This window comes from Roseomonas alba (assembly GCF_019430885.1).
GTDB lineage: Bacteria > Pseudomonadota > Alphaproteobacteria > Acetobacterales > Acetobacteraceae > Neoroseomonas > Neoroseomonas alba.
The window spans coordinates 253,618-266,839 of the sequence record NZ_JAHYBZ010000004.1 but is presented as its reverse complement, the minus strand read 5'-3'; the positions used below and the strand labels follow the sequence as shown (position 1 = coordinate 266,839).

8 protein-coding genes are annotated in these 13,222 nt (G+C 70.3%); 3 read left to right on the top strand and 5 right to left on the bottom strand.

Translation table 11 applies throughout. From position 1 onward, the window contains the following. Positions 1 to 2: 2 nt before the first annotated feature. The 5 genes from KPL78_RS12965 to KPL78_RS12945 form a co-directional block, all read right to left on the bottom strand. The gene (locus KPL78_RS12965) at positions 3 to 3,863 is read right to left on the bottom strand and encodes a non-ribosomal peptide synthetase (RefSeq protein WP_219763381.1); all 3,861 of its coding nucleotides are present in this window, start codon (positions 3,861 to 3,863) and stop codon (positions 3 to 5) included. Next, a complete protein-coding gene (locus tag KPL78_RS12960) occupies positions 3,856 to 4,092 on the bottom strand; it encodes a phosphopantetheine-binding protein (protein ID WP_219763700.1) in 237 nt (78 codons plus the stop codon). Before KPL78_RS12960 ends, KPL78_RS12965 begins: the two co-directional genes overlap by 8 nt. A gap of 5 nt (positions 4,093 to 4,097) precedes the next feature. Continuing rightward, positions 4,098 to 5,729, bottom strand: coding sequence for a (2,3-dihydroxybenzoyl)adenylate synthase (locus KPL78_RS12955; protein ID WP_219763380.1), 1,632 nt, complete (start codon positions 5,727 to 5,729; stop codon positions 4,098 to 4,100). A gap of 28 nt (positions 5,730 to 5,757) precedes the next feature. After that, a complete protein-coding gene (locus KPL78_RS12950) occupies positions 5,758 to 6,978 on the bottom strand; it encodes an MFS transporter (protein ID WP_219763379.1) in 1,221 nt (406 codons plus the stop codon). Between the two features lie 515 nt (positions 6,979 to 7,493). Next, positions 7,494 to 8,681, bottom strand: a complete 1,188-nt coding sequence (locus KPL78_RS12945) for a M20 aminoacylase family protein (RefSeq protein ID WP_219763378.1) — start codon at positions 8,679 to 8,681, stop codon at positions 7,494 to 7,496. An 87-nt stretch (positions 8,682 to 8,768) separates the two neighbouring features. On the opposite strand from KPL78_RS12945, the gene KPL78_RS12940 reads away from it, so the two are divergent. From KPL78_RS12940 to KPL78_RS12930, 3 genes are all read left to right on the top strand, one after another. Beyond that, positions 8,769 to 9,899 (top strand): alpha-hydroxy acid oxidase, encoded by a 1,131-nt coding sequence (locus KPL78_RS12940; RefSeq protein ID WP_219763377.1) that lies wholly within the window; start codon positions 8,769 to 8,771, stop codon positions 9,897 to 9,899. A gap of 239 nt (positions 9,900 to 10,138) precedes the next feature. Then, entirely contained in the window at positions 10,139 to 12,385 is a 2,247-nt protein-coding gene (locus KPL78_RS12935; RefSeq protein ID WP_219763376.1) for a TonB-dependent receptor, read from the top strand. 151 nt (positions 12,386 to 12,536) lie between these two features. Beyond that, on the top strand, positions 12,537 to 13,217 hold the full coding sequence (locus KPL78_RS12930; protein WP_219763375.1) for a Fe2+-dependent dioxygenase: 681 nt from the start codon (positions 12,537 to 12,539) through the stop codon (positions 13,215 to 13,217). The last annotated feature ends 5 nt before the right edge of the window (positions 13,218 to 13,222 follow it).

Sequence of the window (13,222 nt, the reverse complement as noted above, 5' to 3'; positions counted from 1 at the left end):
CGTTACATGCGCCGGCGCAGCGCCGGGACGATCACGGCCGTGGCGGCCTCGCCCATCATCTGGCCGTGCAGGGCAGGGACGTCGATAGTCTCCAGGCGCGCGGCGTGGGGTGTCCACAGGACGGGCGACAGGCCGCGCCCGGCATGGTCGTGGGCGGCGCGGAAGTGCGTCAGTGTGCCGTCGAAGCGGCGATGGTGATGGCCGCGCACCAGGCGGTTGTTGCCCTCGACCACGCGCACTACGCCGTCCAGCGCGGCTTCCGGCAGGCGCCCGAGGGGCGTGCCCATGCGACGCAGGAAGTCGATGACCGCAGCCCGTTCCAGCGGCAGGTCGGGGTGCTGCCTCGGATCGATGCCGGCGATGGCGATCAGCGCGCCATAGATCGCGGCATCGTCGGGCTCAGGCTGGGCGCGCCAGACCTCCGCCGGATAGGCATCCAGCAGGGCGACCAGGCCGACCTCCCGGCCGAGGTCGCGCAGCCGCACCGCCATGGCCTGGGCAATGATGCCGCCGACCGACCAGCCGGCGAGGTGGACTGGGCCCTTCGTGCCGGAGGAGAGCACGCGGTCGGCATAGTCGGCGGCCAGTGCCTCCATGCTCGCCGCCGGCGCGATCGCGGCGTCGAGGGCAGGCGATTGCAGGCCGAGCACGCCGATCTCCGGGGCCAGCGCCCGCGCCATGCCGCCATAGCACCAGGCGATGCCGCCCGCCGGATGCACGACGAACAGCGGCGGGCGATTCGCCTCGCCGCGCGCGAGCACGATCAGCGGCCGCAGCCCGTCATCGGAAGGCGGCACGGCCGTCGAATCGAGCAGGCCGGCAAGGCGCGCGACCGTGGGGTATTCGAACAGCGCGCCGAGGCCGGGATCGCGGCCGAATTCCTCCTGCACACGCAGCATCAGGTCGACGGCGAGCAGCGAATGGCCACCGAGGGCGAAGAAGTCGTCATCCGCGCCGACCTTCGGGACGCCGAGGCATTCCGCGAAGAGGGCTGCGACGCGGCGTTCCGTGTCCGTCGCCGGTTCGCGCCCGGCGCCCTGCGGCAGGTCGGGCACGGGCAGGGCGTTGCGGTCGAGCTTGCCGGAGCTGTTCACCGGCAGTGAATCGAGCGCGACGAAGGCCGAGGGCACCATGTAGTCCGGCACACGCGCGGCGACATGGGCGCGCAGATCCTCCGTCTCGTAGTCCGGCGCGGGGACGAGATAGGCGACGAGGCGCTTGTCGCCCGGCCGGTCCTCCCGCGCGATGACGCGGTTCTGGAGCACGAGCGGGCAAGAGGCGATCGCCGCCTCGATCTCGCCGAGTTCGAGGCGCTGGCCGCGCAGCTTCACCTGCCCGTCGGCGCGGCCGAGATAGAGGATCGCGCCATCCGGCCGGAAGCGGGCGAGGTCCCCGGTGCGGTACATGCGCTCGCCGGGGTGGAAGGGGTCGGGGATGAAGGCGCGCTCGGTCAGATCCGGCCGGCCAAGATAGCCGCGCGCGAGCTGCACGCCGGCTATGTAGAGATCCCCCGTCACGCCCGGCGGCACTGGTCGCAGCGCCGCATCGAGCACGTAGAGCCGCGTGTTCCAAACGGGGAAGCCGATCGGCATCGGGTCGCTGCGGTCGCCGCGCGAGGCGTTCCAATAGCTGACATCGACGGCGGCCTCGGTCGGGCCGTAGAGGTTGTGCAGCTCCGCCGTCATCGTCGCGTGGAAGCGGTCGCGCAGATCGGGCGTCAGCGCCTCGCCCGAGCAGAAGACGCGCGTCATGGCAATGCCGGCGGCATCGGGATGCGCGAGGAAGGCGGCGAGCATCGAGGGCACGAAGTGCGCCGTCGTGATTCGCTGGTCGCGGATCAGCCGGGCGATGGCGGCGGGATCACGATGCGCGCCGGGTGCCGCGACGACGAGCGTGGCGCCGGAGAGGAAGGGGAGGAAGAACTCCCAGACCGAGACGTCGAAGGTCGCCGGCGTCTTCTGCAGGATGCGGTCGCCGGGGCCGATGCCGTAGTGGACGCCCATCCATTCGAGGCGATTGACGATGGCGCGATGCTCGATGACGGCGCCCTTCGGCTCGCCGGTCGAACCCGAGGTGTAGAGAAGATAGGCCGCATCGCTCGGCGCCGGGCCGTCCGGCGCGGCGCCGGTCTCCGGCCAGCCGGTGGGCGGGAGCAGCGGGACGCTGCCGGGCAGCGCCGCGTGGGACAGCAGCACACGCGGCGCGGCGGCCTTCATGATGCGCGCGATGCGATCCGCCGGATGCGTGGCGTCGATCGGCAGATAGGCCGCGCCGGCGCGGATCACGCCCAGCAGCCCGACGATGAGGTCCACCGAACGGTCCAGCTCGATGGCGACGAGATCGCCCGGCCCGATGTCGCGCGCCGCGAGCGTGCCGGCCAGCGCGGCGCTGCGACGGTCGAGTTCCGCATAGGTCAGCGCGCGGCCCTCGAAGACCAGCGCCTCGGCATCCGGCTGTGACGCCATTCTCCGCGCGATCAGCGCAGCGAGGGTGGTGTCCGGCAGCGGATGCGCCGTCTCGTTCACCGTGAATACGAAGCGCTGTGCTTCCTCGGGCGTCGCGGTCGCGACGGAAGCGAGGTCGCCGGCCTCCAGCGCCGCGGCGAGGAACTGCGCCGCGCGGGCCGCGTGGCCGGCGGTCTCCTCGGCGCTGTGGAGGGTGGGGTTGGCCTCGACATCGAGGCGCAGGGCGTTTGCCGCCGGATCGCCGCGCAGGTCGAACGTGATGTCGTCCACCGGACCCGTGCCGAGCAGATGCAGCTCCGCCGTCAGTCCGGGGAAGGTGGGAAGCTCATGATAGGGCTGGATGTTGACGATGGGGCCATGCAGGCGGCGGCCCGCGCCGACACGGCCGAGGTCGCGGCGGATCTGCTCGCCGCGATAGCGTCCGTGGCGGCGCAGGGCCGCAAGTTGAGTCGCGACATCGTCCACGCCCTGTGCCAGCGGCTGCGCTTCATCGAATCGGATGCGCAGCGGTAGCACGTTCATCACCGTCGCCGGCGTGCGCGCCGCGGCACTGCCGAAGCGGTTCATGAAGGTGACGCCGATGATGGATTCTGCCTCGCCGGTCAGGCGGCGGACATAGGCGCCGAGCAGAGCGGTCATCACATCGGGCCAGGCGAGGTCATGCGCGTTCGCGAAGCGGCGCAGTGCGGCGGCCGTGTCGGCGGGGATCGCCGCAGCGGCATGGTGCGTCGATCGCGCGGTCAGTGCGACGCCCTGGCCGATGCTGGTGACATCAGGCGCATCCGCCATGGCGTCACGCCAATAGGCGGCATCCTTCGCGCGGCGCGGGGATGCGCGGTAGGCGGCATCCTCGGCCATGGCGGCGTCGAAGGCGGCGAGGCGCGGGCCGGGATCGGCGCCCGTCACGCGAGCAGCATAGAGCGCAGCCGCACGACGCATCAGCAACTCCGTGCCGAAGCCGTCCAGCACCAAGTGATGGGCGCGGTGATACCAGAGGTGACGCGTCTCCGAGAGGCGATAGAGCCGTTCCGCGGCCAGCGGCCCACGTGCGGGATCGACCGGCCTGGCCATGTCGCGCGCCATCTCGGCCCGCGCCGCGGCGAGTGGATCGGCGTCGCGCGACAGGTCCACGATCTCGAGCCAAGGCCGCAGCGCCGGGTCAGGGCGCTGCGTCACGCCGGTCGGCGCGTCCTCGATGCGGAAGGCGAGCGCGTCGGCCTCGGCGACCATGCCGTCCACCGCGGCGCGGAAGGCCTCGAGGTCGAGCGCGCCGCGCAGGTCGAGATAGTGCCCGGTGCTGAAGACGGGATTGCCGGGGTCGAGGCGCTGCGCGTACCACAGGCCTTCCTGCGCCTCGCTCAGCGCCAGGGCCGGCGCGCGCACGTCACCGTCAGCCATGGGCGCGCGCCATCGCCGTCTCGGCCAGGGCCCACCAGGCACGCAGCGTCACTGTCTCCGCCACCGCGGCGAGGTCCAGTTCCACGCCCTGTTCCGACCACCGCGTCAGCAGCGACATCGCCCGCATGGAATCGAGGCCGAGGTCGATCAGGTTGTCGTCCTCCTCGATCTCGTCCGGTGCCATACGCAGCAGGCGCGCGAGGTCGGCGCGCATGCTCTCTTGCGTCATCGTCGTCACTGTGCGGCTTCCTCGGCCAGCAGCTTCGCGCGCAGCCGGGCACGCAGCTCCTTGCGGCTGATCTTGCCGGCGGCGGTGGTCTCGAAGCTGTCCACCAGCACCACCTGGTCCGGCACCTTGAACTCGGCGATGGCTCGGCCGCGCATCCAGGCTTTGATCGCCGCCGCGCGTGGCTTCTCCCCGCGCGGGATGATGAAGGCGCAGGACCGTTCGCCGAGATACTCGTCCGGCACCGACACCACCGCCGCGTCGAAGACGTTGGGATGGGCCAGGAGATGGTCCTCGATCTCCTCGGCCGAGATCTTCTCGCCGGCGCGGTTGATGTGGTCGCCGGCGCGGCCCTGGACGACCAGGTAGCCCCCGGGCGTGCGGCAGACGATGTCGCCGGTGCGGTAGAAGCCGTCCAGCGTGAAGGACCGCGCATTGGCGGTGTCGTCATTGTGGTAGGCGCGGATGGTGTACGGACCGCGTGCGAGCAGGTTGCCGGGCTGGCCCTCCGGCACCGGATTGCCCTGGTCGTCGAGGATCAGCACCTCGTCATCCGGGCTGATCGGGCGGCCCTGGGTTTCCAGCACGGTGGAATCCGGGTCGTCGAGCCGCGTGTAGTTCACCAGCCCCTCGGCCATGCCGAAGACCTGTTGCAGGCGGCAGGCGGGCAGGGCGTCCTGCACACGGCGCGCGGCCTCGGGCGTCAGCTTGGCACCGCCTACGAGCAGCACCTTCAGGCTCGACAGGTCGTGCTTCGACGCCGGCGCCGATTGTGCCCAGAGCAGCGCGAGCGGCGGCACCAGGCCGCTGATCGTCACCTTCTCCCGCGCGATGATCGGGAAGCAGATATCGGGGCTCGGCGAGGGCGCCAGCACGACGCGCCCGCCTGCATGCAGCGACCCCATATGCCCCGGCGAGGACATCGGGAAATTGTGCGCTGCCGGCAGGGCGATCAGGTGGACGCTGTCCGCCGTCACGCCGCAGATCTCGTTGGAGGCGCGGAAGCTGTAGATGTAGTCGTCATGCGTGCGCGGGATCAGCTTCGACAGCCCCGTGGTGCCGCCGGAAATCTGCAGGAACGCCACCGAGGACGGGTCGGGATCGCCCGGCAAGGCGGAGCGGTCGCCGTCGAGGCCGGCGAGGGGCGTGAACTCCTCCGCCTCGCCCACCACGATCACCTGCCGCAGATCGGGCGCGCCGGCGCGCAGGTCGCGCGCCAGCCCGCGATAATCGAAGCCATCCGCACCGCGATCGGCGCAGACATAGGCCGCGGCCTCGGCCTTGTGGACGAAATGGGCGATCTCGGTCAGGCGATGCCCGGGCAGCGCATAGACCGGGACCATCTGCGCGCGGAACAGGCCGAAGACGACGGAGAAGAACTCGGGGATGTTGCCGAGCTGGACCACCACGCGATCGCCCGGCCGCAGGCCGAGGGCTAGGAAGCCGGCCGCCGCGGTTTCGGCGCGCGACCAGAGTTCGCCATAGGTCCAGCGCACATCGCCGGCGATGATCGCCTCCGCCTCGGGGCGTTCTTCAACGCGGGCGCGCAGGAAGCCGGGGAAGGTCTCGCCGCGCCAATATCCGGCGGCGCGATAGCGCGCGGCGAATTCCTCTGGCCAGACCTGTTTCAGTGGGAGCACGGCGGCGTTCCGATAGAGGCGTGAAGGGTCATGGCGCGGCACCGCGCGCGACGCGGCGCGGCACCCACCACAGCGAGGCCGAGACACCGAGCAACAGCAGCCCGGCGAGCAGGTAGGGCAGGCCCGGCGCCAGCGCGTAGAGCAGCGTCCCCGCCAGCGGCCCGACCACCATGCCGAGGCCCTGCGCGGCACCCGCCGCGCCCGCCGCGCCACCCTGTTCGGCAGGGCCCACCGCATTGGCGGTCAGCGCCGCGAAGCCGGGGAACACCCAACCCATGCCGAGCGCGGCGACGAAGTAGCAGGCGCTGAGGATCCAGCTTCGATCCGCCAGCATCACGGCGCCGAAGCCGATTCCGGCGACCAGTGCGCCGAGCTGCACCATGCGCGCCGGCGCGATGGGCCGGCGTGCCGCGACAGTCTGCGAGAGCACCAGCGCGACGCCCACCAGCATCAGCGCCGTGCCGGCGGCCTGCGCCGCGGCCTCGGGCGACAGGCCCAGCCGGTCCATGGCGTAGAAGCCGATGCTGACCTGGGCGATGGAGACGCTGAACATGGCGGTGAAGGCGATGGCGAGCGGATGGCGCAGCCGCGCATCGGTCAGCGCCAGGCGATGGCGCTGCGGCATGGGCTTGGGCGGCGTCGCCGGGACCTTCCACCACAGCGCGGCCAGCGCGATGAGCGGCAGGATCGCCGTCGCGACCAGCGGCAGGCTGAGCCCATAGGGCACCAGCAGCGCCGCGAGCGCCGGCCCCGCCACCAGCCCCGCCCCGCTGCCGGTCCCGAGCGCGGCCATGGCCGAAGCCCGCCGTGCCGGCTCCACCCGGTCGGCGATCAGTGCGCCGCTCGCGGCGGGGATGGCGGCATAGGCGCCGCCCACCAGCGCGCGCCCGATGGTGAGGCCGAGGAAGGCGACGAGCACCGGCACCTGCCAGCGCAGCAGTGCATCAACGAAGAGGCACAGCGCCCAATAGGCGAGGGCGAAGCCCACCGCGCCGGCGATCAGAACCGGGCGGCGGCCGAGCCGGTCGCTCGCCAGGCCCCAGGGACGGGCGCTGACCATCCACATGACGCCGGAGGCAGCGACGGCGAATCCCGCCTGCCAGGGTTGCAGCCCGGTGACGCGTGCGATCGGGCCAATCAGCGCGACGAAGGCCATCATCGCCATGCTGCCCGAGAAGACGGCGACCATGAGGGTGAAGAGCAGCCCGTCGCGTGGCGCAGGGTCAGCCTCGGTCCCCACTTTCGCCATCACGCCATCCTTCCCCGATGCGCCATCCCGATCCACGCGACCGGCCGATCCGGCGCTGCGGCGGTATAGGCAAGATTGCGGATCATTCGCAACTTCAAGCCGCTGCATGACGGGAATGCCTGGGGAGGGGGCGCATTGGAGAGGGGCGCCGCCCCTCTCCAAACCTCACCCCGCCACGGGATCCCATTGACGTTGCCTCGCAACGTCAATGGGGAGCCACCGTCCACAGGGCCTTTGGAAACCGATACTTGGCGCCATGCGCTGCTGGCAGAATGGCGCCGAGACCCGCTCTCGCGCACGATGCGCGCCTTGCGGGGGCGATATGTCCGTCGCGTCCAGTACCAAACAGATTGCGTTCCAAGTGCTCCAGGTACTTGGCGGGATGGTTTGGAGGGGCGGCGCGCCCCCCAACGGCGACTGCGAAAGCAGGCTGGTCGCCAGGAAGGCCATTGGCCGCCTTGGGGCTCGGGGAGGGACAGAGCCCGCCCCGCTGCAACCGTGGCGCCGTTCCGCACTCACCCGCCCAGCGCATGCTCCACCAGGCTGACCCAATACGCCGCCCCCAGTGCCAGCAGCCCGTCGTTGAAGTCGAAGCGGGGGGTGTGGACGTGGTGGAAGGTTCCGTCCGGGGCGACCCCATTGCCCGCCAGGATGAAGGCGCCAGGACGCTTCTGGAGCATGTAGGCGAAGTCCTCGCCGGCGGTGATGGGGGGATAGTCGGCGTTCACGGCCCCGGCGCCGACCAGCGCGGTCGCGGCGCGGGCGGCTAGGGCGACCTCATCCGCCGTGTTCACTAGAGCCGGGTAGTCGTGGCGATAGACGATCTCGGCCGTGCAGCCATGGGCGAGGGCGGCGGCCGAGGCGATCTCGCGCAGCCGGCGTTCCATTACCTCCCGCACCGCGGGCAGGAAGGACCGGCCGGTGCCGGAGAGCGTCACCTCGGCGGGGATGACGTTGGGGGCGCGGGCGTCGCCGGCGGCGATGTGGCCGACGCTGAGCACCGCGGTCTGGCCGGGCGGGACATTGCGGCCGATCACCGATTGCAGCGTGCCGACGAACTGCGCCAGGGATTGAGTCGGGTCGGTCGCGCGGTGCGGTACGGCCCCGTGGCCGCCCGATCCGCGGAAGACGACGGACCAGGTATCGACATTGGCCAGCATCGGCCCGACGCGGATGCCGAATTTCCCGAGCGCCAGGCCGGGCTCGTTGTGCATGCCGAAGACAGCATCGACCGGGAAGCGGTCGAACAGCCCCTCCTCGACCATCAGCCGGCCGCCGCCGAGGCCCTCCTCGGCCGGCTGGAAGATCAGGTGGACGGTGCCCTCGAAATCCGGATTCTCGGCGAGGTGCCGGGCGGCGCCGAGCAGCATCGTCGTATGCCCGTCATGGCCGCAGGCATGCATGACGCCCGGATTGGCGGAGGAGTAGGGCAGGCCGGTCGCCTCGGCGATGGGCAGGGCGTCCATGTCGGCGCGCAGCGCGATGGCCCGCGACCCGCCGCGCCGGCCGCGAATGGTGCCAACGACGCCGGTGCGGGCGATGCCTTCCGCGACCTCGATACCCCAGCCGCGCAGCGCCTTCGCGACGATGGCGGCGGTGCGGCTTTCCGCGAAGCCCAGCTCGGGGTGCCGGTGCAGGTCGTGGCGGATGGCGATCAGCTCGGCCTCGTGGCGGCGGAGCATGGGCAGCAGGGAATTGGACACGCGGGCGCCCCGTGGGTAGTGGATGCGGATGCGACGCAGTCTCGACCAACAGGCAGCCGAAGGAAAGGGCGGGGGCCATCGCCGGCGATGAGCGGTCGCTTCCAGATCCCCGCCGATGTGGCGAGCCTGGCGGATTACGAGCGCCACGCGCGGGGTCGGCTGTCGGAGCAGGCCTGGGCGTATGTCGCCGGAGGCGCCGCCGATGAGATCACGCTGCGGCGCAATCGCGAGGCTTTCGAAGCGATCCGGCTGAAGGGACGTGTCTTCGCCGATCTGGCGGGGGGCGACACGCGGCTCGACCTGTTCGGCGAAACCTTCGCGCATCCGATCCTGCTCGCCCCGGTCGCGCATCACGGGCTGGCCTGCCCGCAGGCGGAACTCGCGACGGCCGTGGGGGCAGTGGGTGCGCGGGCCGGCTTCGTCGTCAGCACGGAATCGGATGCTGCGGTGGAGGAGATCGCGACAGCCGCGACGGGTGGCAGTTTCTGGTTCCAGCTCTACATCCAGCATGATCGCGACTTCACCCTGGGCCTGGTCGCACGGGCGGAACGGGCCGGGGCCAAGGCCATCGTGCTGACCGCCGACGCGCCGGTCAGTGGCATGCGCGACCGGGAACGCCGGGCCGGCGTGGCGCCGGGGATGTTCGGGCCGGCTGCGCATCTGCACGGCGCCCGGCCGGGACCCGTGCCGTGCGCACGACTCGGCGAGAGCCTGATCTTCAACGGTTTCATCGATACCGCCGCGCGCTGGGCGGATGTTGCGCGCCTGCGCGCCGCCACGCGTCTGCCTCTGCTGGTCAAGGGGATCACGGCGCCGGAAGACGCCGAGCGCGCGATCGCCGAGGGCGCGGACGGCATCATCGTGTCGAACCATGGCGGGCGTGTGCTCGACACGCTGCCGGCGTCGATCGAGGCATTGCCGGTCGTCGCCGGGGCCGTGGCTGGGCGCGTGCCGGTGCTGATGGATGGCGGCATCCGGCGTGGGACGGATGTGCTGAAGGCGCTCGCTCTCGGCGCGACGGCGGTGTTGATCGGGCGGCCCTATGTTCATGCCCTGGCGGTGGCGGGGCCGGCGGGCGTCGCCCATGCGGTGCAGATGCTGCGCGCCGAATTCGAGGTCGCGATGGCGCTGACCGGGTGTCGCAGGCTGCGCGACATCGGGGCGCAGGTGCTGTGGGACGCGGCCACGATCCGAATGGGGCCGCCCCCGACTGGGTGACGACGCGCGGGGTAGGGCTTCCCCGTCCCACCGGCCAGTTCGCGGGACCGAATTCGGCGAGAGGCCGCCATCACGCGGTGCGGCAGAACGTTCCGGCTGCTTGTTGCAAGGAAGTCACAGGCGTTACGGGCCAGTAACCCAGGTGGATCAACAAGCCTCTCACCTACTTGATAACGACTCTCAATCGCATCACGGTGCGGCCATCGCGCCCCGTGGCGCATCCAGGTGGGAGATTCTTGATGACAGTGGCCTCATCCCTGAGAACGGCGGTCGGTTCGACCGTGTTCGGCACCGGCCTCGCGGCCGGGATGGTGTTCGCCGGCGGCTCGACGGCCGATGCCCAGACCGCCGATCCGGCCGCGCAGCCCGACGGCGTCGCGCTGCCGCAGATCAGCGTGCAGGGCCAGCAGCCGGAGAATACGCTGGAAGGCACGACCGGCCTCGGTCGCCTGCCGGGCCGCATCCAGGACATCCCGCAGACCATCCAGGTCGTGCCGCGGGAAGTGATGCAGCAGCAGGGCGTGACCTCGCTCGGCGAGGCGCTGCGCAACGTCCCGGGCATCACCTCGTCGATCGGCGAGGGCAATGGCGGCATCAACGGCGACCAGCTCCGCATCCGCGGTTTCAACTCGCAGAACGACCTGTATGTCGACGGCCTGCGCGACTTCGGCAGCTTCCGCCGCGACTCCTTCACCTTCGAGGAAGTGCAGGCGCTGCTCGGCCCGTCGGGCGTGGCCTTCGGGTCGGGTGCCGCGGGCGGCGTCGTCAACATCAACAGCCGCGTGCCGCATCTGGGCAATTCGCTCGCGGGCGAGGTCACGGCCGGCATGACCATGATGGGGCGCGCCACCGCCGACGCGAACTACCAGTTCAGCGACACGGGCGCCTTCCGCCTCAACATGATGTACCAGCAGCAGCGCCTGACCGACCGGCACATGCCGCAGGGCGAACGCTGGGGCATCGCGCCGTCGGTGGCCTTCGGTTTGGGCACCGACACGACCTTCACCCTGGAATACATGTACTACCGCTATGACGAACCGGCCGATGCCGGCGTCATGTTCGCAACTCGCCCCGGATCGACGGTCGGACGGCCTGTGACCGAATACGGCGTGTCCCGTGCCACGTGGTATGGCAGCGACTTCACCGATCGCGACCAGGCCACGGTCAACCGGGTGACGGCGCGCCTGCAGCACCGTGCCAGTGACTGGCTCACCGTCTACAATGACACCCGTCTCGGTTTCGCGGACAAGTCCTATAGCTTCTCCGTCGCGTCCTGCGACGCGACCTGCGTGGGCAATCTGTTCGGCGGCGGCGGCATCCCGCGATACAGCCTCAGCGGCGGCGGCTCGCCCTACACCACCCAGACCTGGGGCGTGCAGAACATCACCACCGGCGTGGCGCGCTTCAACACCTGGTCGCTGCGGCATGAAGCCACGCTCGGCCTCGACCTGTGGTATGAGGATTTCCAGCGCACGACCTATACCTACACGGCGGATTCCGGGCGCACGGCCTATCGCGGCAACCTCTTTGCGCCGAACAACGACCTGAACTTCGCCTATGCGGTGAGCACGGGCGCCACGGCCCAGCGGCAGAACGAGACGACCCAGGCCGCCATCTTCGCCAGCGACCGCGTCTGGTTCACGCCGGAAATCTCGGTCCTTGCGGGCGTGCGCTGGACGCGCCAGCAGTCTGACTACACCGCCTACGGCGGCACCAACCCTGTGACCACGCTCAACGCCGACAACAGCTTCGTCGATCCGCGCGCGTCGATCATCTGGGAGCCGACGCCGGAATACACCCTCTATTTCTCCTACGCGCAGTCGACCTTTGCGCCGGGGTCGAACTGGGCCACGCAGCCCGGCCAGGCCAGCGCCGCCAATGCGAGCCTCGATCCTGAGCAGAACACGATCTTCGAAGTGGGCGGGCGGGCCAGCATCCTCGATGGGCGGCTCGGCCTCAGCGCCTCCGTCTACCAGATCGAGAAGAACAACGCGACGGAGACCGATCCGGCGACGGGCACCGTCTTCTCCACGGGTGACCAGCAGCGGATCCGCGGCGTCGATCTCGGCGTGACGGGCCGCATCACGCCGGCCTGGCTGATCAATGCGCGCTACAGCTACATGAACAGCGAGACGACGAGCTCGGCCAACGCGGCGAATGTCGGCCAGCGCGTGCCCTACGTGCCGGAGAACGCGGCGACGCTGTGGACCAGCTACGAGTTCAACCAGGGCTCGCCGTGGAACGTCACGGTCGGCGGCGGCTTCACCTGGAGCGGCCAGACCTATGTGAACGCGGCGAACACCAACGAGGTGCCGGACAACTTCTCGCTCGACGCCTTCATCTCGCACCGTATCAACGACCAGCTCATGGTGCGGGTGAACGGCTACAACCTGACCGACCACCGCAACTACACCCAGCTCTTCGGCAACCGCGCCGTGATCGGGACGGGCCGTGCGGTGACGGCGACGGTCGGCGTCAGCTTCTGAGATGCCTGTCCCAGCCGGGCTGCACCGCTTGGTCGGGTCATGACATCGCCCTGTGAAGGGCCGCAGGGGCCGTCCGGACAATGCCGTCTGGACGGCCTCCTATCGTGCGCACCCGCCCTGGCATCGGCGTAGCGCCACCAAGGAGAATGGCATGCTGATTCACGTCCCCAATGTCCTGACCGCGGAGGAGGTCGCCTTCTGTCGCCGGAAGCTCGACGCCGCCGACTGGGTGGATGGGCGCGTCACGGCCGGGGAACAATCGGCCAAGATCAAGATCAACCTTCAGGTGCCGGAGAATTCCGCGACGGCGCGCGAGCTGGGCGACATCGTCCTGCGTGCGCTCGGCCGCAATGCGCTCTTCACCTCGGCGGCGCTGCCGTTGCAGGTCTATCCGCCGATGTTCAACCGCTATGACGTCGGCATGACCTTCAACACCCATGTTGACAACGCGATCCGCACCGTCTCCGGCCAACGGATGCGGACGGACGTGTCCACGACGCTGTTCCTCAGCGCGCCCGAGGAATACGACGGCGGCGAACTGGTCATCGAGGACACCTACGGCGCGCAGGCGGTGAAGCTGCCGGCAGGCGACATGATCGTCTATCCGGCGACCAGCCTGCACCGCGTGAACCCGGTAACGCGCGGCAGCCGCTGGGGGTCGTTCTTCTGGACCCAGTCCATGGTCGCCGACGACGCCCAGCGCCGGCTGCTGTTTGAGATGGACATGTCCATCATCCAGGCACGACAGATCCTGCCTGACGACCATGTCAGCGTGCTCGGACTGGTGGGCTGCTACCACAACCTGATGCGGATGTGGTGCAAGACGGGGTGAAGCGC

Coding starts and splice junctions, on each gene's coding strand:
- KPL78_RS12930 (WP_219763375.1), top strand. CDS start 12,537: ATGCTGATTCACGTCCCCAATGTCCTGACCGCGGAGGAGGTCGCCTTC.
- KPL78_RS12935 (WP_219763376.1), top strand. CDS start 10,139: ATGACAGTGGCCTCATCCCTGAGAACGGCGGTCGGTTCGACCGTGTTC.
- KPL78_RS12965 (WP_219763381.1), bottom strand. CDS start 3,863: ATGGCTGACGGTGACGTGCGCGCGCCGGCCCTGGCGCTGAGCGAGGCG.
- KPL78_RS12940 (WP_219763377.1), top strand. CDS start 8,769: ATGAGCGGTCGCTTCCAGATCCCCGCCGATGTGGCGAGCCTGGCGGAT.
- KPL78_RS12950 (WP_219763379.1), bottom strand. CDS start 6,978: ATGGCGAAAGTGGGGACCGAGGCTGACCCTGCGCCACGCGACGGGCTG.
- KPL78_RS12960 (WP_219763700.1), bottom strand. CDS start 4,092: ATGACGCAAGAGAGCATGCGCGCCGACCTCGCGCGCCTGCTGCGTATG.